The following is a 26241-nucleotide window of genomic DNA, read 5'->3' as shown; positions in this document are numbered from 1 at the left end:
TCGATTACTGCTTCGGCTGAGAACCCGCGATCGCAGGCAAGCCAGCGCCCACAGGGGGTTGAGTTGAGCCGCGAATGATCAGTTGCGGCAAAAAGCCCAGGGTGCGCGTCGGTGCGTCATCGCCACGCAGGCGTTTGAGCAGGCAGTCGAAGGCGCTCGCGCCTATCGCTTCGGTCGGCTGGGCGAGGGCGGTGATGCCGTTGCCTACAAGCGGGTACCAGTCCAGGTCATCCAGGGCGATCAGGCCGACCTCATTAAACAGGTTGCAGCCTAAAGACTTGAGCGCGCGGGTACAGGCCAGCGTGGCGATACCGTTGGCGCAGAACAAGGCTTTGGGGTCGGGCTTGGCAAGAAAGGCCTGCAGACGATTTTCCAGCTCGCCATCGAGTTCCAGCACGGCGCCGGTCAATCCTGGGCGACTGGCTATCTCTGCCTTGAAGCTGGTTTGGCGTTCCAGTCGCGAACTGGTGCCATCGGCCGCTTCGCTCACCAGCAACACATCGCGATAACCCTGCTGTTCGAGATGCTCCACGGCCATGCGTACCGCCGCGAAGTTATCCAAACCCACCATGTCGCTGTGCAGCGGCTCGACCTTGCGGTCGACCAGCACCAGCGGCATTTCCTGTTGCAACTCCAGCAACTGGTCGAGGTGATGGCCAAGGGTGTTCACGATCAACCCTTCGATGTTGTACGAACGCAACGCTGCCAGATGCTGGCGCTCCTGCTCGTCATCGCGGTCGGTGTTGCACACCACCAGGCTGTAGCCGTGCTGACGGCAGGCGGTTTCGACGCCGTGCATCACGGCAATGGAATAGGGGTTGCGGATATCGGCCACCAGCATGCCGATCAGGCGAGTGCGCCCACGTTTCAAGCCCCGCGCCATTTGGTTAGGGCGGTAGCCGAGTTCGCTGATCGCCTGTTCGATGCGCAGGGCAATGGCGTCGGAGAGCAAGGCGCGGTCATCACCGATAAAGCGCGAGACGCTGGCTTTGGACACACCGGCGCGCTCGGCGACGTCGAGCATGGTCACGCGGCTGCGCTGGGCGGCGGAAAAAGAAGTCACGGTTGCAGGCCTTTCTTATTGGAGGTTGTGGAGCTTTGAAACCGGTTTCAGGAGACCTCAACAACGAAAGTACGTCAAGTGTATTTCAGTGCAAATGTGCAATCAGCCGGTGGCTCGGCCCGACGAGTGGCGGCGCTACCTGTTAGTTCTGACAGTATCCGAACAGCAGCGTTAAGTATTCAATCCTGTCTAACGTAGTTGGTAATAGCCATTCACACATGCGTCGGAGAACACCATGGGCAACAGTTCAGCAGATGATGCTATCAACAAAGAAAATGCCGCAGGTTTTGCCGCTGCTGAGGCTGCCGGGGTGGCGACTGTTCCGACATTGCCTGCACCTGACATAAGCAACGTAGAGCCCGATGGATTAATTCTAATAAAATATCTATTTGACGATTTGGTCGTTAAGTTAACCAAGCCTTGGCAATTTTTGCCCCAACTCGGCGAGAGCGACTTTGTGACCTTCATATGGCACGTCGAGGGCAGCGTCGCGTTTGATCTTGAACCGATTGAGTTGGTAGGGCCTATTACCGCGGATGATTTTCCTGTTGAGGTAACGATACCTCAGGCTTATTTTCTCAACAGTGCGAAGGTGCGTGTTTCTTACCGTGTTAATAACTTGTTTGTTGACAGCGAGGTTTTTGAAGTTTCGTCCGACAGGACAATTATTATCGACAGAGTTGCGCCGGGGGGCGGCCAAGTGCTTAACGCCGCCAGGTTTCTACTCGATCCTATTACAGAGTACGATTCAAGCAATGCCACGGCTGAGGTCGACGTGCCCGGCGATTACCTTGATCGAAAAGCGTTCGACACGGTTTTATGTTATTTAAGTGACCGAGACACACTGCCTACACGCCCGGCCATCCATGAGCAATCATTTGCTGCTGTGAGTGGCCCTATGCGTGTGAATATTCCGATGGCGGAGATTCGCAAGTTTGCTGGCGCGCCCCTGCTGTATTTCTTTTATCGTCTGCGTGACCGTGCGGGGAATATCTCTGCTCAATACTCATTCGTTGCGAGTACCGGCCTGCAGTTGAATGCCCCGCCTGCCAACCTGTCGGTACCTGAAGTGCCGGCGTATGATTCCGATTTGCTGGTTAATCGGGAGGACGCACGTCGTATTGTCTCGGTCAGGGTGCGTCACTACGACAACCTGTTGGCAGATGATCAGTGTGTGGTCGAGTGGGACGGTATTAAGCTCCCGCCGGTGCCAGTCAGCGCGTTGCCATTCTCGGTCAGCGTGGAGTGGAGCGTGTTGATCGCCAAAGGCGCGAACCTGCGCCGAATCATTAACTTGCCCGTGCGCTACGCCATTCTCCGCGCAGGCGATACGGTGGGCCCAGGCATCAGCTCCCCAGTGAAACGGGTCACTGTGGACATGACGATTGCAGGCCAGGAAAACCCTCAGGCGCCTGCGCTGCTGAACCGTCAATTGGCCCTGGTTAACATCCATGGCGCGGTCTCCCAGATTCCCAACCGTCTGGACAGCAGTGATGCCAACCAGCCGGTGAGAGCGTCGTTTACCTTGTTCGACAACCCGGTGCAGGGTGAGCGCGCCTTGCTTTTCTGGCCAGGCCAGGCGACACCGGTCGCGACTTATCTGGTTAAGCCGGGTGACGTCGGCGGGAAGATCGTCGACTTTGACAATCGAATTGATTGGCAGGTGATTCAGGCCGGCGGCAGTAATGCGAACACGCTTGTGAGTTACCAGACCGATAATGGTGTGAACCAACAGTTATCGCCTGATCAAACGGTTTTTGTCAGTCTTACTCCGCCCATCAGTTACCCAAAACCCAGCTTTCCCCAGACGGCGCCACACCCTCATAAATGGTTGGCGTGTGATGCGAAAGTGTGGGAAGGCATTAAAGTGGTGGTCAACCCCGCACCGAATGTTCTGCAACCGGGAGACCAGGTCGTGTTGTCATGGCAGGGCTATCTAAACTACCCGGATCGCAATCCGCTTCCTGCAACCGCCGACACCTTTGAATATGTTTGGGTGGCGGGCGATACGACGCATGAATATATCATTGAGCCTTACGAAGCGCTGATCAGGCCATTGAGTGACTATGCAGGGGGAGCCGCTCGTTACAGTGTATTCCGTGAGGGTATCTTACAAGGAACATCAGCAACCGCCTACGTGCCGATTGATCGTAAGTACAGCACGGGTAAATACTGCGGGCCGAACGGTGTAGGGCCTGGGGAAAAATAAGAACGGCTGTTTTATAAGGTTGCGGTGGAGAGGGCGATAGGCACTCTTCATCACGAACTTCTTCGTCTCTAATAATTGTATTGGCGGGCGCGGAAAGAAGTAACGCTCTAAAGGGTCAGCAGGGCATTAATGCACGTTGACTGTCTGTGTTTGTTCGGCATTCATATCAAATGAAGATGGAGAATATATATGAGCACCCCTGTGTCTGCAAAAGTTGCCGCCATACTTGCCGCTGGGCCCACGCTGCGTGCACCTGAGGTCTTGGGCGCACTCAATCCTGCGACGGGCCTTATTTCAGCAGAAGCCGCCAAGCTGCCCTCCACGCTGAGGTGTGAATTGGGGAGTGAAACGCTGAGCGATGACTGGATCGAAATACTCATGCAAGACCTCTCCCAGCCGTTGCCCAATTGGGTAACGCGGTATGGCCCTGCCCAATTTGAAATAACGTCGACAGACGCCACGCTTGATGTGACCGTCCCTTTTACTCAGTCAGAAATAAACGATGGAGGGATAAGGGACGGTCGGTATCAGTTCCAGTACAGGGTGTTTGTGAATGATTACGATGAGAATGACGTAGCAAGACCGCAGGAAGAGTTTAACTTTTCAACGCCCGGGAATTTCACGGTTGACCGGTTTGCTCCCTGGTCCAGTCAGATAAATAGCGTTCAACCCCCTGTCTCAACTTACACAGGGACTGGGGATCCGGCGCAGCCGCTGACACAGGCTATTATTAACAATGACGGGGGGGCACCCTTCAACCTTGCCAACAATACCTACCCGTATCCGGCCGGGCAATGGGCACTCGGCGATACCTACACACATTACTGGAGCCAAGATACGGTTCCACTGGCTGCGTTTGTGGTAGGGACGACGCTGGCGCTGCAAACCGGCAACACATTTACCGTGCCTGCCCGTTTTATCACCGGCAGCGGTGTCTGGTATTACTTCTACACCTGCACCGACGCTGCGGGGAACGTCAGCCGGCCATCGATCGTTAATCGCTTCAATGTGTCGCTGTTGCCGACGCCCACGCAACTGGATATTTTCATTCCGTTGGCACCGGCACCGGTAGGGGGCAGTGTCGATGATCTGCTCAATATTGCGGACTATTTGGCACGTATCGAGTTCCAGGGGACCTACACGGACCCGCAGTTTAATCTGGATAAAATTCAGTGGAAGGTGGGCTCACAACCGTGGACTTCGTTATCTGCTACGTTCACCACCTTACCGGTGGTCATCTCGGGAACAGTACTTAACGATTTGCTAACGACCGAATACGGGAAGCAGAGAGGGCCTGTGCCGATCCCCATGCAATTTCGGGTAGATCAAAACGGCGTAACCACCGATTCTCCTCCTAAGATCGTCAAGGTCGACTTGAGTGTACCGGGCCCGGAAAACCCAGGCGAGCCTGGAAGCCGGAACCCCAATTTGAATCCAGCGCATATATATGGCCAAGGTTCGCTGGTGGCGGATGAGTTGACAGCCGAGCATGCCAATAAACCTATTACCGTGGAGATTGTATTGTGGACGGCCGAGGACATACCCGGACCCAATCAGTGGATCCACGTTGTAGGCAGCGATGGCATTGCAGTGTTGCCTCCTTATGAAATCACCAATCAATTGCCGGGTGACACGGTCAGTTTTGATATCCAATGGGACTCAGGTTTAATCAAGTTTAATGGTGTTCAGAACATTCACTATTTTATCGCGTCCTCGGCAACGCCGGCGCCCACCGACAACATCAATAGAGCGCCGGATACAGAGATTACTGTGACAGACGCTGTGATGGTTTCCCTGGAACCGCCTGAGTTTGTCAATGCGAAGGGCCCAGTCGGTAAAAGGGTTTGGACCTGTGATTCGATGGGGCCAAGGCCGCAAGTAAACCCTGCTAATTATGACGGCCGGATTTTCGTGCCTGGGGACCAGAGGTTTGTGTTGAATCAGATGCTGCAGTTGGTTGTCCGGATTACGTCACCCACGGCAGACGCTTTCATAACCCTCGAAGAGCTTATTACACCTCAGGTTAGAGCCAGTGGCTTTACGTTCCCGGTACCGTTCTCATTCCTCAGGCCGCTTCGATCTGGGCTCGTACAGGTGACCAGCATCGCACCACTCGTAGGCAACGTCAGCGGGCGCGGCAATAACACCATCACCGGGCGCACAACGTTGGCGAACACATATTGTGATTTTGTCCTGGTAACAAACCCTTAGGGCACCACGTAGGTAAGCAGTCGGTATGACTACGTCTCCCTCTTTTGGAGGGGGACGCAAGTCACTGACTTTTTTCTGTTAATCAGCCACTTGAGACACAGGTTTTTACCAAGGACTTAAGGGATTGTTCCTACAGAATGTCGGGCTTTTACTCCTTAGTCTGTGTGCCTCAGAGGTTAGGCTCGCTTTTTATAGACCAGCCAAACCGTTTTCGTAGGCTTTGCCAAAGAGTGATTGACCATGTCGGCACTGAATATATTCGAACTCAAGCCCTTGAGTAAGATGATGAACGTCCCAACCATTACGTTCTGCCTGTTTGCTGCGGTACACGGGCAAGCGCAAGCCGCTCAGTTGAACGGTGAGCAAAAAACCATTGACGCCACTGAGCAAACTACGGATTGGCAATTGTTTAACCAGTCCACCCTGGACATGAACAACGCAACGGCCACCAGCATTGCACTCGCAGCCTCTACGCTGAACATGAACGCCGGCAGTCAGGCCAATGATGTTCGTGCGACTAACGGGTCCGTGGTTCATCTCGAATCAGCGCATGTAACTTCGAACAACCCGGTGTTCGGCGCAGTGCGCCTGGAACAAAGCGCTGCGTTTATCAATAGCAGTACGATTACCAACAACAACGGCGTGGGTTTGCAAGCCGTTGGTGCTGTAAGTTCCGACGATGGCTCGTCAACACAAGTAAGCAACAGCATTATCAGCGGTACTGCCGGCGGGGCGGAAGCCAGCAGCGGTAGCCAGATGGACTTCAAGCAAGGCACGTTGGTACAAGGTACTGGCGTGAACAGTTTTGGCCTTTCCCTACGGGGTGCCACGGCAACGGCCACCCAGGCCACGATCGTCGGCCAGGGCAGCGGGGTATCGTTTACCCGCGGACGTTTTGATACCACCGATGGCAAGTTGGTATTGGACCAATCCGTTGTTGAGGGCAAAACCGGTTCCGCCATTTCGGTCAGGGCCTCGCAAGGCCTGGCCCCGGTGGTAGAAATAGAGGTGCGCAACGGCTCCACGCTCACGGGGGGTAACGGTAATCTGCTGTCTGTCACGGGCGGCAGTTCAGCGACGATGACGGTTGATAACAGCCGTTTGACCGGCAATGTGGTGGTCGATGGCACCAGCACCGCCCATTTGACCCTGCAGAACAACGCCGAGTTGACTGGCCAGTTGCAGAATGTGTCCAGCTTGAACGTGGGCAATGCTTCCAACTGGAACATGACGGGCGACAGCCAGGTCGGTGTACTGAACATGACCGGTGGTACGGTTACCATGGGCGCCGGGGATGCGTTCTATCAACTGAACCTGAATACGCTTGCCGGTGATGGCACGTTTGTTATGGGCACCGATTTCGCGCAAGGCAAGACGGACTTCATCAATGTCACCGGCGAAGCTACGGGTAATCACAACCTGTTGCTGTCGGCCAGTGGCGCTGAGCCGGTCAACCCCGATCAGGTTCGCGTGGTCCATACCGGCGGTGGGGATGCGCAGTTCTCCCTGGTTAATGGCCCGGTGGATGCAGGTGCTTTTGCCTACGATCTGAAAAAAGAAGGCACTGATTGGTATCTCGACCCGGAAACCCGTACGAAAAGCCGTGGCACCCGTGTGGTAACGGCACTCTTCAACACCGCGCCGACGGTGATGTACGGCGAAGAGGCCTCGTTGCGCGCCCGCATGGGTGAGTTGCGTTTCGAGCCAGGCCAGGCGGGTCTTTGGGTTCGTGGTTTTGGTAACAAGTACAACGTGTCCGAAAGTTCGGGTACCGCGTATACGCAAAACCAGCGCGGCTTCTCCATCGGTGCGGACATGCCGCTGGTAGACAGCCAATGGCTGGTGGGTGTGATGGCTGGTCATAGTACCTCCGACCTTAACCCTGCGCGCGGCTCCTCGGGTACCGTCAAGAGCTACTTCGTGGGCGCTTATGCAACCTGGATGGACCAGGAAAGCGGGTTCTACTTTGATACGGTAGCCAAGGCCAACCGTTTCCAGAACGAAGCCAAAGTAAGCCTCAGCGACGCTACATCGACCAAAGGTAATTACAACAACGTGGGTGGCAGCCTGTCGGCTGAGTTCGGTCGCAATATCAAACTCGATGATGGCTGGTACGTTGAACCTTATGGTCGACTGTCGACGATTGTGGTCCAGGGTGGAAACTACAGTCTGAAAAATGGCTTGAAAGTCGACGGTGAACGTACCCGTTCACGTATCGCTGAAGCCGGCGCGACAGTAGGGCGTGATATCCAGCTCGACAGTGGCACCATTATCCAGCCGTACCTGCGTGCGGCCATGGTTCACGAGTTCGCCAACAATAATAAGGTTGCGGTCAACAACCAGACCTTCAACAATGACCTGTCAGGTTCGCGCGCCAAGTTTGGTGCCGGCGTAGCGGTGAAACTCTCGCAGAACCTGCAAATGCACGCGGACCTTGAAACCAGCTCCAGTAATAAAATCGATCAGGTACTGGGTGCCAACGTTGGCGTACGTTATTCCTTCTAACTAAAGCGCCGGTCATTAAAAAGCCCTGATCTTTCGATCAGGGCTTTTTTGTCGTTGGTTAATTACTCTGTTTCAAGTGAAAATTGAGGGTGACGTATTCTATGCGAATCTCATTAGTCGTTGACTGGAGCTTGCCGGTGACTTCAAAAGGACTGAGTGACAGCTTTTCAATAACCAGGATCGCTTTACCAGGCTTGTTTTCTGGATCTCCGCTGCGACTGCTGATGCACTGGGCGACCAAAACAGGGTCTTCGGCCTTGTAGGAAACCCAGGCCATTGGAGGATTGTGCGTTCGCAGTTGCAGTTCTTTGCCGAATTCGACATCGCTCGGGAATTGGATGAATACATCTTCTGCCACGTTGCCGTCTTCATGTTTGTGAATAAGGTTCATGCTGACAATGCCTTGATGGATGCTCCATTTACCGATATCGGTTTTAAATGAGTGATCACCAATCGTTCCTTTTACCTCGCCAGTTGCGTCGCGGGGGGCTGGTTTTTCAGTTGCCAATTTCAGTGTCGCTGCCATGATCGCCTCTCCATCAATGATGTTTTTGCAAGATTCAGAAGCGCTGATGCTTCTGACTGCAGGTATCAAGCGACAAATAAAATATTTATGTAACTGTCAGAATTCACAGTTTACAAATGCGTGTCTATCTTCTTCGTTACGCCGCTTGTGAAGGCAGTATTCAACTGTGCCCGTACAGCGCTATGTTTGAATAGCTCACGCTATTAGAGGCCTTTCCTCACACTTGTCTACTGTCATAGTTGACAGTCTAATAAAAGACTTTTAATAGCTTTTTCATCTAAGTGTGCAGGCGACAAGGCCAGGGGTCTGGCCAGCCAAGCTCAGCTGAACAGACCCGCGGCGATATTGATCGAGAAGCCAAGGATGGCGGTATTGAACAAGAAGCCGATCAACGATTGGCCCAACACCACTTTACGCATGCTGCGCGTGGCAACGCCTACATCGGCCGTCTGCACCGCCACGCCAATGGTGAACGAGAAGTACAGGAAGTCCCAATAGTTGGGGTTACGCAAACCTTCGGCAAAGCGCAGCGCCGGCTCGTCACCTTCCCACGTATAAAAAAGCCGCGCGTAATGCACGCTGAAAATCACGCCGGTCAGCAACCATGAACCGATCACCGTCATACCGGTAAAACCGTAATGCAGCAGGCGCGCGGTGCTGTCCAGGTCTTTGCTGCCCACCAGGTTCAGCGTGATGGTCGCCAGGCTGGCAATCGCCGCGATGCACACCATGAACAGCACCAACCCTGCGTTTTCATCCTCAATCTCGGCGAAGCGTTTGACGTCGTCGGCACGCGAGCGGCTGGTCAGCCACAGCATCAGTATCAGGTAGGTCCAGACGCCGGCGTTCCAGCCGATGAGGATTTTGCTGATGATCGTGTCGGCGGGCGCCAGGATGCCCACGGCAAGGCCCAGGACGGCGGCGACGGAGAGGCGAGGGTGGGTGCGGGCGAGGAAGGCCATAGGTGCTCACAACAGGGGAGGTTGTGAGCACCATAGCGCATTTTCAAACGGGTTATGAACGCTTGCGCACCAGCTTCATGACGACCACAAAGAACACCGGCACAAACACCACCGCCAGTGTTGCGGTGATCATCCCGCCTATCACACCCGTGCCGATCGCCTGCTGGCTGGCCGAGCTGGCACCGGTGGCAATGGCCAACGGCACCACGCCGAGGATAAAGGCGAGGGACGTCATGATGATGGGCCGTAAACGCAGGCGCGCGGCTTTCAAGGTGGCGTCGATCAAGTCTTCGCCCTGCTCATACAAGTCCTTGGCGAACTCGATGATCAGGATCGCGTTCTTCGCCGACAAGCCAATGATGGTGATCAGGCCGACCTTGAAGAACACATCGTTAGGCATGCCGCGCAAGCTCACCGCCAATACGGCGCCGAGCACACCCAGCGGCACCACCAACAATACCGACGTTGGAATCGACCAGCTTTCATACAGCGCGGCCAGGCACAGGAACACGATCAACAGCGACAGGCCCAACAGCAATGGCGCCTGGGACCCGGACAAGCGCTCCTGCAACGACAACCCGGTCCATTCCTGGCCCAGGCCCGCCGGCAGTTGGCTGACCAGGCGCTGAATTTCTTCCATCGCCTCACCGGTGCTGTGCCCCGGTGCTGCTTCACCGCTGATGGCGATGGCCGGGTAGCCGTTGTAACGCGTCAACTGCGCAGGGCCCTGGGTCCATTTGGCTTCGACGAATGCCGACAACGGCACCATCTTCCCGGCGTTGTTGCGCACGTTGATCTTCATCAAGTCCGCCACCTGGCTGCGCTGGTCGCCTTCGGCCTGCACGACCACCCGCTGCATGCGGCCCTGGTTGGGGAAGTCGTTGACATAGGCTGAGCCGATGGCCGAGGACAGCACATTACCCACGTCCGCGAAGGAGACCCCAAGGGCGTTGGCCTGCTTGCGGTCAACCTGCAACTGCACTTGCGGCGCTTCAGCCAGGGCGCTTTCGCGCACGTTGGCCAGGATCGGGCTTTTCTCGGCGGCCGCCAGCAACTCGGTACGCGCCTGCATCAACGCGGCATGGCCGACACCGCCACGGTCCTGTAAACGGAACTCGAAACCGCTGGAGGTGCCAAGGCCGTCCACGGGCGGTGGCAGGATCGCAAAGGCAATCGCATCCTTAAGCTCGCCGAAAGCGGCGTTGGCGCGGTCGGCAATGGCCGAGGCCGAATCCTCGCTGCTGCGTTTCGACCAATCCTTGAGCGTGGTAAACGCCAGCGCCGCGTTCTGCCCGGAACCGGAAAAACTGAAGCCCATGATCATGGTGGTATCGCCCACCCCAGGCTCCTCGGCGTTATGTGCTTCGATCTGCTCGGCCACCTGCACCGTGCGGTTCTTGCTCGCACCCGGCGGCAACTGGATATCGGTGATGGTGTAACCCTGGTCCTCCACCGGCAGGAACGAAGAGGGCAGGCGGCTGAACATCCACCCCAGGCCCACCAGCAATACCAGGTAGATCAGCAGGTAACGGCCGCTGCGCTTGAGGGCATAGGCCACCCAGCCTTCATAACGGTCCGTGAAGCTTTCAAAACGTTTGTTGAACCAGCCGAAAAAGCCGCTTTTGGCGTGGTGCTCGCCCTTGGCAATCGGTTTGAGCAAGGTCGCGCACAAAGCCGGGGTCAACGTCAGGGCGAGGAACGCCGAGAACAGGATCGAGGTCGCCATCGACAGCGAGAACTGCTGGTAGATCACCCCGACCGAACCCGGCATGAACGCCATTGGCAGAAACACCGCGACCAACACCAGGGTGATACCGACGATGGCCCCGGTAATCTGGCCCATGGCCTTGCGCGTGGCCTCTTTGGGCGACAAACCCTCGGTGACCATGATGCGCTCGACGTTCTCCACTACCACAATCGCATCGTCCACCAGGATGCCGATCGCCAGCACCATGCCGAACATGGTCAGCACGTTGATCGAGAAGCCCAGCAACAACATGGTGGCGAAGGTGCCCATCAATGCAATGGGCACCACCAGCGTCGGGATCAAGGTATAGCGCACGTTCTGCAGGAACAGGTACATCACCGCAAACACCAGCGCCATCGCCTCGAGCAAGGTGTAGACCACTTTGGTAATCGAGACCTTGACGAAGGGCGAGGTGTCGTACGGGATCTTGTACTCCACGTTGGCCGGGAAGTAGCGCGACAGCTCGTCCATCTTCGCCCGCACCAGGGTCGCCGTTTTCAGCGCGTTGGCGCCCGGCGACAGCTGCACACTGACGGCGGTGGATGGCTTGCCGTTCAGGCGCGTGGAGAACTGGTATTCCTGGCTGCCGATCTCCACCCGCGCCACGTCGCCGATACGCACGGTGGAGCCGTCAGGGTTGGCTTTGAGCACGATGTCGGCGAATTCCGCCGGCGTCGACAGTTGGCCCTTGACCAGGATGGCGGCGGTGATTTCCTGGGTCTTGGTACCCGGCAAATCACCGATGCTGCCCGCCGAGACCTGGGCGTTCTGCGCGCTGATTGCAGCGTTCACGTCGGCCGGGGTGAGGTTGAAGCCGATCAGCTTCTGCGGATCGATCCAGATACGCATGGCGCGCTCGGCGCCATACAGCTGGGCTTTGCCCACACCGTCCAGGCGCTTGAGCTCGTTCATCACGTTGCGTGCCAGGTAATCGCTGAGCGCGACGTCATCGAGCTTGCCGTCGTTGGAGGTCAGGGTGACCAGCAGCAGGAAGCCGGCGGAAACCTTTTCCACCTGCAAGCCTTGCTGGGTCACCGCTTGCGGCAAGCGCGGCTCTACCGCTTTAAGGCGGTTTTGCACATCAACCTGGGCCATTTCCGGGTTGGTGCCCGGCTGGAAGGTGGCGGTGATCGTGGCCGAACCCAGGCTGCTCTGGGATTCGAAATACAGCAGGTGATCGGCGCCGTTGAGCTCCTGCTCAATCAGGCTGACCACGCTTTCATCCAGGGTCTGGGCCGAAGCGCCCGGGTACACCGCGTAGATTTCCACCTTTGGCGGCGCCACGTTGGGGTACTGCGCCACCGGCAACTGCGGGATGGCGAGTGCACCGGCCAGCAGGATAAACAGGGCGACCACCCAGGCGAAAATCGGGCGGTCAATAAAGAACTGCGGCATGGCGGGTTATTCCTTTACGGGCTGGCCAGGGGCCGGGCTGTCGTCCACTTCGACTTTTTCACCGGGGCGCGCGTGTTGCAGGCCTTCGACGATGATGCGATCACCGGGCTTGAGGCCGCTGCTGACGATCCAGCGATCCTCGACGACCGCGCCCAGCTCCACCGGCTGTTGGCTGACGGTCTGCTCGGCGTCCAACAGCAGCACCATCGGGATGCCGGCGCTGTCGCGCGTAATGGCGCGTTGCGGCACGCTGATGCCTTGCTTATCAACCGCTTGTTCCAGGCGCACGCGCACAAAACTGCCGGGCAGCAGGTCGAGGTCAGGGTTGGGGAACTCGCTGCGCAGGATGATTTGCCCGGTGCCTGGATCGACGCTGATCTCGGCGAACAGCAATTTGCCCGGCAGCGGGTACAGGCTGCCGTCGTCCTGGATCAGCGTGGCCTTGGCCTGGTCCTGGCCGACCTGCTTCAAGCTGCCGGCACGGAAGGCGCGGCGCAGGTCATTCAGCTCGCGGGTCGACTGGGTCAGGTCGGCGTGAATCGGGTCCAGTTGCTGGATGATCGCCAGTGGCGTGGCTTCGTTCTGGCCCACCAGTGCACCCTCGGTCACCAGCGCGCGGCCGATTCGGCCGGAGATCGGCGCAGTGACGGTGGCGTAGCCCAGGTTCAGCTTCGCACGCTCGACGGCAGCCTTATTAGCGGCGACTTCGGCGTTGGTCTGGCGCACGGCGGCGCGGGCATTGTCGTAGTCCTGGCCGCTGATGGCATTGCCTTCTACCAACTGGCTGTAGCGCTGTTCTTGCAGGCGTGCCTGGAAGGCATTGGCCTGGGCCTTGTCCAGGTTGGCCCGAGCGCTGTCCAGGTCAGCCTTGAACGGGGCCGGGTCAATGCGAAACAGCACATCGCCCTGTTTCACGTCGTGGCCTTCCTTGAACACGCGCTGCATGACCACGCCAGCGACCCGTGCACGCACTTCGGCAATGCGCGGTGCGGCGATTCGCCCGCTCAGTTCGCTGGTGATGGAGAGGGGTTTGGCCTGCAGGGTTTCGATGCGGACTTTGGCCAAGGGCATTTCCGGCGCGTCATCGGCCGACTTGCCACAAGCACTCAGTGCCAGCGTCAAGGCCAGCAGGCAAAACGGCGCAAACAGATTCTTCGACATGCTCATATCCCAATATTGACTGGCGCATCCTAAAGTCACCTGCGCCGCGGTGCTGTGAAGCTCTGTAGCCCGTCTGTGAAGAAATGTAAGGTGCGGCGCGCTGAGCGCCGGGGGCGTATATCCTTGCACAATCCTGCAACACACCAACAAACCGCATTATTTGGAAACACCATGCCCAACATCCTTCTGGTGGAAGATGACGCCGCGCTCTCCGAGCTGATTGCCAGTTACCTGGAACGCAATGGCTACCACGTCAGCGTACTCAGCCGTGGCGATCACGTTCGCGAGCGCGCACGCCTTAACCCGCCGGACCTGGTGATCCTCGACCTGATGTTGCCGGGCCTTGACGGCCTGCAGGTGTGTCGCTTGCTGCGTGCCGACTCGGCGGGCTTGCCGATCCTGATGCTCACCGCGCGAGACGACAGCCACGATCAGGTGCTGGGCCTGGAAATGGGCGCTGACGACTATGTCACCAAGCCCTGCGAGCCGCGCGTATTGCTGGCGCGAGTGCGCACCTTGTTGCGCCGCAGCAGCCTGTCCGACCCCCAGGTTGCCAACGACCAGATCATCATGGGCAACCTGTGTATCGACCTGTCCGAACGCACGGTGACGTGGCGCGAGCAAGCGGTGGAGCTTTCCAGCGGTGAATACAACCTGCTGGTGGTGCTGGCCCGGCATGCCGGTGAAGTGCTCAGCCGCGACCAGATTCTGCAACGCCTGCGCGGTATCGAGTTCAACGGTACCGACCGCTCGGTGGACGTGGCCATTTCCAAGCTGCGCCGCAAGTTCGACGACCATGCCGGCGAAGCGCGCAAGATCAAGACCGTGTGGGGCAAGGGTTACTTGTTCAGCCGTTCCGAGTGGGAATGCTGATCCATGTTTCGTGCGCTGCTACGCCTCTACCTGATCACCATCGTCACCTACAGTGCGGCGATCTACCTGATTCCCAAACTGGTGATCAAGGTGTTCGAACATCGCTACATGAACTACAACGTCGAGCAGAGTCGCGGTCAGCAAAAGTTGATCGTCGAACACTATCTGCGCGTGCCGGTGGAGCACTGGTCAGAGGTCACCGCGCAACTGGGCCGTGACTTTGCGCCGCTGAAAGTGCAACTGCTGCTGCGCCAGGACGCGAGTTACACCCCTGAAGAAGAGCACCTGCTGGAGCAAGGCAAACCGGTGATCCGCCTGGGAGAGTGGGGCTGGATGGATCAAATCAGTTCACCGGTCAACGATCAATTTGTGGTCAAGCTGACGATCCCGCCCGACCCGCTGGACATGAACCTGCTGTACTGGTCGATGAACGTGTTGATCGGTGCTGCGCTGCTGGCGTGCCTGCTGTTTTGGCTGCGCCCGCATTGGCGCGACCTGGAGCGCCTGAAGACCACCGCCGTCCAGTTGGGCAGGGGCAACCTGGCTGAGCGTACGCACATTCCCGCCAGGTCCAACATCGGCAGCCTGGCCACGGTGTTTGACACCATGGCCGACGATATCGAGCGCCTGCTCAACCAGCAGCGCGACCTGCTCAATGCCGTCTCCCACGAACTGCGCACGCCGCTGACGCGCCTGGACTTCGGCCTGGCCCTGGCCCTGTCGGAAGACTTGCCCCAGGCCAGTCGCGAGCGTCTGCAAAGCCTCGTGGCGCACATCCGCGAGCTGGACGAATTAGTGCTGGAATTGCTCTCCTACAGCCGCCTGCAAAACCCGGCGCAGTTGCCGGAGCGTGTGGAAGTGGTGCTCGACGAGTTTATCGACAGCGTGCTGGGCAGCGTCGATGACGAGTTGGAAAACCCCGAGATTGTCATCGATGTGGCGCTCGACTGTGCCGTGGAGCGCGTCAGCCTCGACCCGCGCCTCACGGCCCGCGCCCTGCAGAACCTGCTGCGCAATGCCACGCGGTATTGCGACAAGCGCATCCAGGTAGGCGTCAAGGTCTGTGCCAATGGCTGTGAAATCTGGGTGGATGACGATGGCATCGGCATTCCCGTGGACCAGCGTGAGCGTATTTTCGAGCCGTTTTACCGCCTGGACCGTAGCCGCGACCGCGCCACCGGCGGCTTCGGCCTGGGCTTGGCGATCAGTCGGCGGGCGATGGAAGCCCAGGGCGGCACGTTAACGGCGCTGGCATCGCCGCTGGGCGGTGCGCGGTTTCGCGTGTGGTTGCCCAGCGTCGGCTGATCAGAGCACCTTGACGGCGCGGCCGATGGCCTGGATCGGCCCGGTCGGCTTGCCGGTCTGCGAACCACGCGGGTCTTCCAGGGTCAGCTCGAACAGCTGGTTTGGCGTGAGGGGTGGCAGTTTGTCCAAGGGCACCGACAGGGTCTGCCCCGGTTTGACCAGGCCCAGTGATACGGGGCCTTGCCAGCCATCGCCTTTGGTCCAGAATTGCAGGGCCTTGTCGGCCGGCACGTCCATCACGCCCAACGGAATCAACTGGATCTGTTGAGTATTGCTGGCCTGGATGACCCAACCCGGTGCCTGGCTTTGAGGCGCCACCAGCACCACCACAAAGGTCGGTTCAGCGCTGGGCGGGCGGGTCAGCAGCAGCGCGGCCAGTACCAGTGTGGTGACCAGCCCCGCACCGGCCAAACCGCGCCAGAGTGCAAGCAGGTTCCACCAGGGCTCGCGGGTATCGGCGCGCCCAACAGTGCGTTCGATGCGCCGCCATAGCTGTGCGGACGGGGGGACCGGTTCGGCCAATGCCGTCAGGGGCAACAGGCGTTGTTCCCAGGCGTCCACCGCCGTGCGCAACGCGGCGTCGTGTTGCAGGCGTCGTTCAACCTCGGCGCGCTGTTCAAAGGGCAGGGTGCCCAGCACGTATTCGCTGGCCAGTTCGTCCAATGGGTTACTCATGCCATGCACTCCCGCAGCGCGGCGAGGCTACGTTTGATCCAGGCTTTGACGGTCCCCAGCGGGGTGTCCAGTTTCTGCGCGATTTCACTCTGGGAATAGCCGTCGACATAGGCGTGGAGGATGCAACGGCGGCGGGCCGGGTCTAGCTGTTCCAGGCAATGGTGAATCTGCCCGCTGCGTGCGCTGAACTCAACGGCGTCGTCGTCGGCGGCGGCGAGGTCGTCATGTTCCTCGCCTAACGGCACCTCGCGGTGATGATTGCGCACGAAATTCAAGGCCAGGTGCCGGGTCACGCTGAATACCCAGCCACGCGCCGAACCGCGGTCGGGGTCGAAGCTGGCGGCGCCGCGCCAGATCTTGATAAACGCGTCGTGCACGATGTCCTCGGCCAGGGCTTTGTCGCGGGCAATGCGCAAGGCCACGCCGAGCAGACGGCTGCTGTCCTGCTCATACAGCCGACGCAGGGCGCGTTGATCGCCACGCGCGCAGGCCAGAAGGCAGGCTTCGTAGTCAAAAGGGGCTTCAGGCAAGGACCGGGGTTTCCGCCGCAAGAACATGATCAATGCCCCGACCCAAAGGTCGGGGCGCCAGCGCATTAGCCTAGCTGAATGTGCTCAGTTGGCTGCCCAGAATATGTAGTCGGCCTGGTATTTCACCACTTCCTGCTTGCCCTTGTTGGCGGCGGTGCACGCGGTACTCGGCGCCACGCCCCCTTTAAGAGCGACCCGCTGGATATAACTCACGCCAGTCATCGCACCCTTGCCCTCGGCCGGGTTGGCCTTGACCAACTGATAGGGCAGGTTGCCCGCACCCGACGGCGCCACCGCCAATTGGGTGCCGGTGACCTTTGAACCGTCCTTGGCTTGCCAGGTGGCCGGCGGGCCGAAGTAGGTGCCCACTGGCTTGCCGCTGCGGTCATTCAGTGCCGCTTTGGGGCCGACGAAGGTCCATTCGGTCTGGCCGGCAGCGTTAGCTTTGTCGCGGCATTCGTAGGTGATTTCGCCGACGCCGGTGGTCTCCAGCGCCACCTTGTGGCCATCCGGCACCTTGATGCTGTCGGGTAAACCGGTTTGGGCAAAGGCGGTGGGGGCGCCGAGGAGCAAACCAGTCAGGCAGAGCAATGCTTTAGCGTTCATCGGGACTTCTCCATTGAGTAGAACAGCAGGGTTGCTGTGGGTACTACCCATGAGCCGCCTGATTGGATGCACCGGTTAGAAAATAAAATGCGAAGGGCGCACACTGTGCACCCGCTTTACCCGAGGAGAGATTGGCAATGACTGGTATTCACGCGTCTGCTCAACAAGGGTTTTCTACCCAGGCCGTCGCTTACGCCCACGGTCGACCGGACTATCCACGGCAACTCACCGGCTGGTTGAGCGACACACTGGGTATTAGCGCGCAGTCGACGGTCATCGACCTGGGCGCCGGCACCGGCAAGTTCACCCGCTTGCTCAATACCCTGGCGCCCACGCTGATTGCCGTGGAGCCGGTGCCGGCAATGGGCGCGCAGTTGAGCAAGCTGCTGCCGGATGTGCACCTGGTCAATGGCACCGCCGAAGCGATTCCGCTGGAAAGCGCCGTTGCGGATGCGGTGGTGTGCGCACAAGCCTTCCACTGGTTTGCCACCGAGGCGGCCGTGGCGGAAATCCACCGGGTACTCAAACCGGATGGACGCCTGGGATTGGTGTGGAATGTGCGCGACGAGTCGGTGGATTGGGTCGCCGCCATGACTGAAATCATCACGCCATACGAAGGCGACACGCCGCGCTTTCACAGCGGCCGTTGGCGCGAAGCCTTCACCGGCAAATATTTTTCCGCGCCCGAAATCACCTGCTTTCCCTATCAACATGTGGGCAGCCCTCAGGAAGTGATCATGGATCGCTTTCTGTCGGTGAGCTTCATCGCGGCGCTGCCTGCCGCGCAAAAGGCCACGGTGACTGCGCAATTGCTCACGCTGATCGACACCCATCCTGCTTTGCGCGGGCGCGATACGGTAGCTTTTCAGTACCAGACTCAAGCCTACGTCTGCCATCGGCTGACAGAAAAAGCATAAAGTCAGATCATATTGATATAAGTCGTTATAAGAAAAATCGCTATCCTGCGGCCAGAAATTTATAAGGCCGCGGGTAGCTGCAATGGATGTAGGTAATATTGGTTTTGTAATCGCTGGCCTGATCGTTGGTTTTATCGTGGGCATGACGGGTGTAGGTGGGGGCTCTTTGATGACCCCGATCCTGTTGTGGTTCGGCATTAACCCGGCCACCGCCGTGGGCACCGACCTGTTGTACGCCGCCATCACCAAGTCCGGTGGTGTGCTGGTACACAGCAAGAACAAGAACATCGACTGGACCATCACCGGCTGGCTGACCCTGGGCAGTGTGCCCGCCGTGCTGCTGACCTTGTGGTTCCTCGCCAGCCTGCACACCGACCCCAGCGCGATGAACGCGGTGATCAAGCAAGCCCTTGGCGTGGTGCTGCTGTTGACCGCCCTGGCGATCCTGTTCAAGAAAAGCCTGTTGGCCTTCGCCCAGCGCCATGCCGGCGATGACTACCACATGAGCCCGCGTAACCTGAACGCGCTGACGGTGCTCACCGGCGCAATTCTGGGCACCATGGTTGCCTTGACCTCTATCGGCGCCGGCGCCCTGGGCACCGTCGCGCTGTTTATCCTGTACCCGTTTCTGGCTACCCGACGTTTAGTCGGCACCGAGATCGCCCATGCCGTGCCGTTGACCCTGGTGGCGGGCCTGGGCCACGCCAGCATGGGTAATATGGACTGGCACCTGCTGGGCTTTTTGCTGATGGGGTCGCTGCCGGGGATTTACCTCGGCAGCCACATGACCGGCAAAGTCCCGGACGGCGTATTACGCCCATGCCTGGCGATCATGTTGATGACCATCGGCTACAAGCTGGCGTTCTAAGGCGTACGCCATTCAAGTGTGGGAGCGGGCCTGCTCCCACCTGTTTTCCGCGTCAGATTTTGGCCGGGCCGTTGCCGATCTGCCATACAAACGGTGGCTCGGTGCCGTTGATCAACCAATCACCCACGATGCGCGCCCTGTAGATCACCGGGTTGTGGGATGACACGGTGCGCGCATTGCGCCAGTGGCGGTCGAGGGCTTTACCCTGGCGCACGTCCGAGGCCCCCAGTGCGTTGAACAATTCGCTGGTGGCACGCTGGATCAGCGCTGACACCACCACCTGCGCCGTCGCTGATTCAATCTCGGCAGCCACATTCGCTGCACGCTCAGCAGCGTCATCCCCGGCAAATCGCGCCAGGTACGCCTGTTGCGCCGGCACTGCGGCTTTAAGCGCGCCGGCCTCGGCGGCGTAGACCAGTGCTGCCACCTCACCGACGACTTGTTGAACCTGCGCATCCTGGCTGACGTGGGCGGCATTGCCATGGCTGTAAATGCGTTTGCGACTGCGCACCTGATGCGCCACGTCGTTGAGCGCGGCGCGACCAATGCCGGCCAGGCTCGCCAGCAGCACCAACTGGTAAAACGCCGTCTGGTATTTGAAACGGGTGGCAAAATCGATGAGGTTTTCCGTTTCGACGATGGCGTCGGTAAAGCGCGTGGTGCCGCTGCCGGTGGTGCGCTGGCCGAAGCCGTCCCAGTCATCGCTTTGCACCACGCCGGGTTGGCGCGTGCGGGTGGCGGCAATCACGTCGCCACCGGTGTCGCTGCGCTGGGCATATACGTCGATCCAGTCGGAGAAAATGCTGCCGGTGCTGTAGAACTTTTCGCCGTTAAGTTTCCATTGGTCACCGTCGGGGCTGACCTGGGTGACGACGTCGCCGATCGCGACATTGCCGATTTCAGTCCAGGCGCAGCCGACGATATCGCCATCGACAAAACGCTTGAACCACAGGTCGCCACCCGCGCTCGGTGGTGCATTCAGGCGGTCTTCGGCAAAGGCGAAGTGGCCGCGCAGGGCCTGAGGCACGTTGGAGTCAGCGGCGGCCAATTCAATCAGCAGTTCGAACAACTGCGGCAGGGACGCACCACCACCGCCGTATTCCACCGGCACCCGCACCGCGCCAAAGCCGGCCTCCTTGAGCCATTGAATCGGCTCGTGGGGCAGGGTGCGGCTTTGTTCACGCGCCACTGCGCCGTCGGCGATACGCTGGAATATCGGCCGAAAACGTGCGGCCAGGGTGGGGTAATCGACGCCGGTGGACAGCGGGTTGATGACGTGTTGCTCGGTCATGGGGTACGGCTCCTGGGCAGTGATCAAGTGTTACGGTGATTGCACAGTCCGTGCCGGGTTCTTCAGCCCGTATTCAGGGGCAAAGGGTGCAATTCACTGTTGCTCCAGCAACAGTGTTTCGACAAACCGGCGCGATCCCTGACATTCGTCGCCCAGCGACCCAGCGCTGTGTTTCTTGCCGCGATGCCCATGGCCCGGGCGTTTGCCAAGGCCTGGCACGCTTGCTGCTCAACCCTTCGGTACATCCCTTTTTGCGAGGTACCGCTAGATGAGTCAGCAAGCCGTGAAATTTGCCTACTGGGTGCCCAACGTGAGCGGTGGGTTGGTGGTGAGCAAAATTGAACAACGCACCCATTGGGGCATCGACTACAACCGCAAACTGGCGCAGTTGGCCGAAGCGGCAGGCTTTGAATACGGCCTCACGCAAATTCGCTTCACCGCAGGCTACGGCGCCGAAAATCAGCATGAATCCGTGGCGTTCAGCCATGCGCTGCTGGCGGCCACCACCACGCTCAAGGTCATCGCCGCGATCTTGCCCGGCCCATGGCAGCCGGCGCTGGCGGCCAAGCAACTGGCGACTATCGACCAGCTCACCAACGGCCGTATCGCGGTGAATATCGTCAGTGGCTGGTTCAAGGGCGAATTCCAGGCCATCGGTGAGCCGTGGCTGGAGCACGACGAGCGCTATCGCCGCTCCGAGGAATTTATCCGCGCGCTGAAGGGCATCTGGACCCAGGACGATTTCACCTTCAAGGGCGACTTCTACCGTTTCAACAACTACACCCTCAAGCCCAAGCCGCTGGGCCAGCCGGAAGTCTTCCAGGGCGGCAGCTCGCGGGCGGCGCGGGACATGGCCGCACGCGTGTCGGACTGGTACTTCACCAACGGCAACACGCCGGAAGGCATCAAGGCCCAGGTGGATGACATTCGTACCAAGGCTGCCGCGAATAACCATTCGGTCAAAGTCGGCGTGAATGCCTTTGTGATCGCCCGCGACACCGAGGAAGAAGCCCGCGCCGTGCTCGCAGAAATCATCGACAAGGCCGACCCCGAAGCGGTGAATGCGTTTGGTGATGCCGCCAAGCAGGCAGGCAAGGCCTCGCCGGAAGGTGAGGGCAACTGGGCCAAGTCCAGCTTCGAAGACCTGGTGCAATACAACGACGGCTTCAAGACCAACCTGATCGGCACCCCGCAGCAGATTGCCGAGCGCATCGTCGCGCTCAAGGCCGTGGGCGTTGACCTGGTGCTGGCCGGCTTCCTGCACTTCCAGGAGGAAGTCGAGTACTTCGGCAAACGCGTGTTGCCGCTGGTTCGCGAGCTGGAAGCCAAGGCCGGGATCAAGCAAGTGGCTTGAAAAGCACAACCGCCGCACGCAATTTGTTATTGCCGAACCGGCACATTCGCTCGAACTCCCCATGGCTGACCGGCAGGTGCTGGCAGTCCAGGGGCTGGCGATGCTGGCTGTGGTCTACATCGGGGTCGTGCAGGTAAACGAAGTCCTCGTCGCAATCGGTGACCATCACCCAATGGGGCGATTTGGAGCGGGTGAGGCGGTAGCTGCTGATCAACACCAGCGGCTGTCCGCCGTCCTGCAATACTTGAGGTAAATCCAGCGCGCCGCCGAGCACCTGCTCAACATCGCTGCCTGCCAGCTCTTCCTCAAACGCCTCGTGGACCAGGCGCATGACGTCCTTTTTATGCTGGTCGCGCACGCCGTCGAGAAACAGCGGCCCGCTTACATTCACCTGCATTCGCACCCTGAACCCCCGACGCCAGGCCGCCAGGGCCAAGCCTTGCGGGCTACAGCCGCCATGGCCTGCGGTCATGAACACGGTGGTCGCCTCGCGCCAGATTTGCAGCTCTTCGCGGCGCTGGGCGAGGCGATGCGGTACCAGCGCGCCCATGGCCATCAGCAGGCAGGCGGCGCCGCAGGTGAAGTCGGTGGTCTGCTGGTAGTACGGCACGCTCTGCGGGCGCGCGACCTGATGCTGGAGAATGCGTTTTTCCAGGCGGATGGCGGCGGTGTGGTCTTCGTAATAGTCGTTGATCAGGGCAAAGCGGCGGTAGCCATTGCGTTCATACAGGGCGAGGGCGCCGGGGTTGTCGGTGCGCACCTCCAGGCGCAGGTAAGCGCAATCATGCGCTACGGCGCAGGCCTCAATGCGCGTCAGCAACTGCTTGCCCAGGCCCGTGCCCCGTGCATGCTCGGCGATCGCGATGGAGTAGAGCCGCGCCAGCGAGGTGCCGCGATGGAACAACACCAGCGCATAACCGAGCAATTGCTGCTCATTTTCCGCGACCAGCAACTGGCCATGGGCGCGGCTGACCATCCACTGGAAACTGCGCGGCGAGAGCCGGTCAGTGGTGAAACAATGCTGTTCCAGCGCCACCAATTCGGGCACATCAGCGGGGGTTGCAACGCGAAAGGAAAGAGCCATATGACCGCCGTAAAAGTTGCGTAACGAAACGGGACTTCTCTAAAAGATCGTGCTTAATAGAAAAGGTCGAGTTCTCTAAAGCGGATCAAATATTATGTCGGCGGTACAAAGTCATTGGCGTGAAGTATCCGAGCAAACCGTCGCGGCGACAATAACTTCCAACGGTTATTTTTCCGCGCCTCTTAAAGGTTCCAGTCAAGTCGTGATTATTGTCGAGCGCAAGGAAGATTGGGCCTCCTACTTCCCCAGCGAAGACATCGTGACGGCCCAGGAGTACCTCGAGCAAACCCGCGAGAACGAAACGGGCAAGCGCGTGCAGGTCATCAACCTGTGCCGTAGCTACAAGTACCTGGGGCACGGTTACTACTGCTCGTTGCTGGCCGAAGCACGAGGGCACAAGGTGATTCCATCGGTGCGTACCATCAGCGAACTGACCAAAAAGTCGCTGTATGGCTTGTCCCTGGATGACTTGGATAAAACCCTCGATAAAGCCTTGAGTCATCACCTCTACAGCAATACCGAAGGGTTTACCCTGACGCTGTACTTTGGCCGAACCAATATAGAACCGTTGCAGGAGTTGGCCCGTCAGCTGTTTGAAACCTTCCCGTGTCCGATCTTGTTAGTTGAATTTCGCAAGAACAACGGCTGGCATATCGAGGGCGTGAAATCCGGCGTATTGCACAAGTTACGCGACGACCAGGAAGACCAGTTCGCCCACGCCCTCGACAACTTCAGCCGCAAGATCTGGCGCCAACCGCGCTCACGTCGATTGGCCCGCTATGACCTGGCCATCCTCCATGATCCCCAGGAGCAATTGCCGCCGTCGAATGCCAAGGCGCTGGAGAACTTCGTGCGCGTCGGCAAGGGCCTGGGCATTGATGTGGAACTGATCGAGCGCAAGGATTACTCGCGCCTCGCCGAGTACGACGCCTTGCTGATCCGTGAGACCACCAGCGTCGACAACCACACCTACCGTTTTGCCAAGAAAGCCGAAAGCGAAGGCCTGGTGGTGATGGATGACCCGGCGTCGATCCTGCGCTGTACCAACAAGGTCTACCTCACCGACCTGCTCAACAGTCACCAACTGGGTATGCCCGCCACCGAGATTCTCTACAAGGAGCGACCGGAAGATTTCGAGCGGGTCGGCGAACGCCTCGGCTTCCCGCTGGTGTTGAAGATCCCCGACGGTTGTTTCTCCCGGGGCGTGATCAAGGTTGAAAGCCAGGAAGCCTTGCTCAAGGCCACCGCCGAGTTGTTTGAACACTCGGTGCTGTTACTGGCCCAGGAGTTTTTCTACACCGAGTACGACTGGCGCATCGGCGTACTCAACCGCAAGCCGATCTTTGCCTGCCAGTACTTCATGTCCAAGGGCCATTGGCAGATCTACAACCACAAGGCCATCGGCCAGGACATCAACGGCGAATGCCGCACCCTGGCGGTCCACGAAGCGCCCAAGGCGGTGGTGGAACTGGCGGTCAAGACCGCCAACCTGATCGGCGACGGCCTGTACGGCGTCGACCTCAAGCAATCCGGCGACAAGGTGGTGGTGATCGAGGTCAACGACAACCCCAATATGGATGCCGGTATCGAAGATGCCTATTTGCAAGACGACCTGTATGCGCTGGTGCTGGAGGAGTTTGTACGGCGCCTGGAATTGAAACGCCAAGGCCAGGTCTGGTGACGCGCCATGATCCAGCGTTTTGAACTGACCGACGGAAAGCTGCGCAAAGGGGACAGGGACGACGCTCCGATCATGCTGTTCAATAACCCGGATGTTGCCGAACGCGAATGGCTGCGCGACCACCATAAACTCGACGAACACGCCCTGGCCTCGGCACTCGACCCGGACGAAGTCTCACGCATTGAATTTCACCCCGACTACCTGTTCCTGATCTGGAAACGCCCGGAGAAATACTCCGGTGGTGGCAACCTGATGTTTGAAGTGGCGTCCTGCGGCCTGTTGTTTTCGCCGGGTCGCCTGCTGGTGATTGCTACCGATGAAACCCCGCTGTCCGGCCTCGGCGCTCGCCGGCCGCTGCACACGCCATTGGATGTGCTGCTCGATCTGTTGCTCAACAACATCCATCACTACCTGGGCCACCTCAAGGTGATCAAGCTGGTCGCGCGGGAGTTGCAGCAACAGTTCAACGCGTCGATGAGCAACCATCACCTGATGCAAATGTTCAACCTCAGCGAGAGCCTGATCTATTACATCAACGCGCTGCACAGCAACGGCGCGGTGCTGTCGCGGTTGCGCAATCATGGGGAAAAGGAACATTTCAGCGCCGAGATCCTGGGGCTGATCGATGACCTGATCATTGAAAACCACCAGTGCTACAAGCAGGCGGAGATCTACTCCAATGTGTTTTCCGGGTTGATCGACGCGCGCGGCAACCTGATGAACAACAGCATGAACAACCTGCTGCGCAAGCTGACGTTGATCAACGTGGTGTTCCTGCCGCTTAACCTGATTGCCAGCGTGGGCGGCATGTCGGAGTTCAGCATGATGACGGCGGGTACACCGTGGTGGGTGTCGTACCCGCTGCTGATGGTGGCGATGGGCGTTGGGGCGGGGTTGATGGTGGTGGGGCTCAAACGCATCGCGGGTGGCGCAAATGTGGTGTGAACGCTGAACACCTGTGGGCGCTGGCTTGCCTGCGATGGCCATAGGTGTCTACGCAACTCTTTGTGTTGAGGGGGTTGGGGGGATTGCGTACATATCCGTTGCTGCGGTAACGGCTGCTTAGGGTTCCGCCCTTACGGCGGGTCACTTTTTTACAAAGCGCCTAAAAAAGTAACCAAAAAACGCTTTGCCCCACCACTCGGTGCCTCGCCCAGGCTCGGCATGCCCTCACTCCGGCTTGAATCCGTGGGCCGCCGCAATGGGCCATCCCTGGCCCAGTGCGGCTAACCCGGCGTCCTGCCGGGTTACCCACGGATTCAAGCCTGCGTTCGGCCA

At 59.0% G+C, this 26241-nt stretch carries 20 protein-coding genes; 10 read left to right on the top strand and 10 right to left on the bottom strand.

Annotated elements, in window-relative coordinates:
• Positions 1-4 precede the first annotated feature (4 nt).
• Complete coding sequence (locus ACDZ94_RS14080) at positions 5-1063, bottom strand: LacI family DNA-binding transcriptional regulator (protein ID WP_064452146.1); 1059 nt, start codon at positions 1061-1063, stop codon at positions 5-7.
• Positions 1064-1298: 235 nt separating this feature from the next.
• Between ACDZ94_RS14080 and ACDZ94_RS14075 the strand changes: the two genes are divergently transcribed.
• From ACDZ94_RS14075 to ACDZ94_RS14065, 3 genes are all read left to right on the top strand, one after another.
• Positions 1299-3272: a hypothetical protein gene (locus ACDZ94_RS14075; RefSeq protein ID WP_237140903.1), complete on the top strand. Its 1974-nt coding sequence runs from the start codon at positions 1299-1301 to the stop codon at positions 3270-3272.
• A 189-nt stretch (positions 3273-3461) separates the two neighbouring features.
• Positions 3462-5483, top strand: coding sequence for a hypothetical protein (locus ACDZ94_RS14070; protein WP_432750317.1), 2022 nt, complete (start codon positions 3462-3464; stop codon positions 5481-5483).
• 240 nt (positions 5484-5723) lie between these two features.
• The gene (locus ACDZ94_RS14065) at positions 5724-7988 is read left to right on the top strand and encodes an autotransporter outer membrane beta-barrel domain-containing protein (RefSeq protein WP_432750316.1); all 2265 of its coding nucleotides are present in this window, start codon (positions 5724-5726) and stop codon (positions 7986-7988) included.
• Positions 7989-8046: 58 nt separating this feature from the next.
• On the opposite strand, the gene ACDZ94_RS14060 is transcribed toward ACDZ94_RS14065, so the two are convergent.
• The 4 genes from ACDZ94_RS14060 to ACDZ94_RS14045 all read right to left on the bottom strand — a co-directional run bounded on the left by ACDZ94_RS14060 (position 8047) and on the right by ACDZ94_RS14045 (position 13779).
• Positions 8047-8514: a hypothetical protein gene (locus ACDZ94_RS14060; RefSeq protein ID WP_064452149.1), complete on the bottom strand. Its 468-nt coding sequence runs from the start codon at positions 8512-8514 to the stop codon at positions 8047-8049.
• Positions 8515-8834: 320 nt separating this feature from the next.
• The gene (locus tag ACDZ94_RS14055; protein ID WP_432750315.1) at positions 8835-9476 is read right to left on the bottom strand and encodes a DUF1345 domain-containing protein; all 642 of its coding nucleotides are present in this window, start codon (positions 9474-9476) and stop codon (positions 8835-8837) included.
• 52 nt (positions 9477-9528) lie between these two features.
• On the bottom strand, positions 9529-12618 hold the full coding sequence (locus ACDZ94_RS14050; RefSeq protein WP_064452151.1) for an efflux RND transporter permease subunit: 3090 nt from the start codon (positions 12616-12618) through the stop codon (positions 9529-9531).
• A 6-nt stretch (positions 12619-12624) separates the two neighbouring features.
• Complete coding sequence (locus ACDZ94_RS14045; RefSeq protein ID WP_221294580.1) at positions 12625-13779, bottom strand: efflux RND transporter periplasmic adaptor subunit; 1155 nt, start codon at positions 13777-13779, stop codon at positions 12625-12627.
• Positions 13780-13950: 171 nt separating this feature from the next.
• On the opposite strand from ACDZ94_RS14045, the gene ACDZ94_RS14040 reads away from it, so the two are divergent.
• Both ACDZ94_RS14040 and ACDZ94_RS14035 read left to right on the top strand, forming a co-directional pair.
• Entirely contained in the window at positions 13951-14652 is a 702-nt protein-coding gene (locus ACDZ94_RS14040) for a response regulator transcription factor (RefSeq protein WP_053256356.1), read from the top strand.
• A gap of 3 nt (positions 14653-14655) precedes the next feature.
• Positions 14656-15957 carry an ATP-binding protein gene (locus tag ACDZ94_RS14035; protein ID WP_262667754.1) on the top strand — a complete coding sequence of 434 codons (1302 nt, stop codon included), beginning with the start codon at positions 14656-14658 and terminating at the stop codon, positions 15955-15957.
• On the opposite strand, the gene ACDZ94_RS14030 is transcribed toward ACDZ94_RS14035, so the two are convergent.
• The 3 genes from ACDZ94_RS14030 to ACDZ94_RS14020 all read right to left on the bottom strand — a co-directional run bounded on the left by ACDZ94_RS14030 (position 15958) and on the right by ACDZ94_RS14020 (position 17768).
• Positions 15958-16632 (bottom strand): anti-sigma factor, encoded by a 675-nt coding sequence (locus ACDZ94_RS14030; RefSeq protein WP_064452153.1) that lies wholly within the window; start codon positions 16630-16632, stop codon positions 15958-15960.
• A complete protein-coding gene (locus tag ACDZ94_RS14025) occupies positions 16629-17162 on the bottom strand; it encodes a sigma-70 family RNA polymerase sigma factor (protein WP_064454926.1) in 534 nt (177 codons plus the stop codon). The genes ACDZ94_RS14030 and ACDZ94_RS14025 overlap by 4 nt, the downstream gene beginning before the upstream one ends.
• Positions 17163-17246: 84 nt before the next feature.
• Positions 17247-17768 (bottom strand): DUF3455 domain-containing protein, encoded by a 522-nt coding sequence (locus ACDZ94_RS14020; protein WP_432750314.1) that lies wholly within the window; start codon positions 17766-17768, stop codon positions 17247-17249.
• Between the two features lie 137 nt (positions 17769-17905).
• Here ACDZ94_RS14020 and ACDZ94_RS14015 point away from each other — a divergent pair, with 137 nt between their 5' ends.
• Together ACDZ94_RS14015 and ACDZ94_RS14010 are read left to right on the top strand one after the other, a co-directional pair.
• Positions 17906-18685, top strand: coding sequence for a class I SAM-dependent methyltransferase (locus ACDZ94_RS14015; RefSeq protein ID WP_064452155.1), 780 nt, complete (start codon positions 17906-17908; stop codon positions 18683-18685).
• A gap of 82 nt (positions 18686-18767) precedes the next feature.
• A complete protein-coding gene (locus ACDZ94_RS14010) occupies positions 18768-19553 on the top strand; it encodes a sulfite exporter TauE/SafE family protein (RefSeq protein WP_128590550.1) in 786 nt (261 codons plus the stop codon).
• Between the two features lie 52 nt (positions 19554-19605).
• Here ACDZ94_RS14010 and ACDZ94_RS14005 read toward each other — a convergent pair whose 3' ends face one another.
• Positions 19606-20844, bottom strand: a complete 1239-nt coding sequence (locus tag ACDZ94_RS14005; RefSeq protein ID WP_432750313.1) for an acyl-CoA dehydrogenase family protein — start codon at positions 20842-20844, stop codon at positions 19606-19608.
• 268 nt (positions 20845-21112) lie between these two features.
• Here ACDZ94_RS14005 and sfnG point away from each other — a divergent pair, with 268 nt between their 5' ends.
• Entirely contained in the window at positions 21113-22198 is a 1086-nt protein-coding gene (gene sfnG / locus ACDZ94_RS14000) for a dimethylsulfone monooxygenase SfnG (protein ID WP_432750312.1), read from the top strand.
• On the opposite strand, the gene ACDZ94_RS13995 is transcribed toward sfnG, so the two are convergent.
• On the bottom strand, positions 22182-23282 hold the full coding sequence (locus tag ACDZ94_RS13995) for a peptidase C39 family protein (RefSeq protein WP_432750311.1): 1101 nt from the start codon (positions 23280-23282) through the stop codon (positions 22182-22184). The genes sfnG and ACDZ94_RS13995 overlap by 17 nt on opposite strands.
• 94 nt (positions 23283-23376) lie before the next feature.
• On the opposite strand from ACDZ94_RS13995, the gene ACDZ94_RS13990 reads away from it, so the two are divergent.
• Both ACDZ94_RS13990 and ACDZ94_RS13985 read left to right on the top strand, forming a co-directional pair.
• A complete protein-coding gene (locus ACDZ94_RS13990) occupies positions 23377-24963 on the top strand; it encodes a RimK family protein (RefSeq protein ID WP_064452160.1) in 1587 nt (528 codons plus the stop codon).
• Between the two features lie 6 nt (positions 24964-24969).
• The gene (locus ACDZ94_RS13985) at positions 24970-25908 is read left to right on the top strand and encodes a magnesium transporter CorA family protein (RefSeq protein ID WP_064452161.1); all 939 of its coding nucleotides are present in this window, start codon (positions 24970-24972) and stop codon (positions 25906-25908) included.
• Positions 25909-26241: the final 333 nt, after the last annotated feature.

This window comes from Pseudomonas sp. UBT (assembly GCF_050915955.1).
Classification (GTDB): domain Bacteria; phylum Pseudomonadota; class Gammaproteobacteria; order Pseudomonadales; family Pseudomonadaceae; genus Aquipseudomonas; species Aquipseudomonas antarctica_A.
The sequence above is the reverse complement of the archived record's forward strand: the minus strand, read 5'-3'. Positions and strand labels throughout refer to the sequence as shown.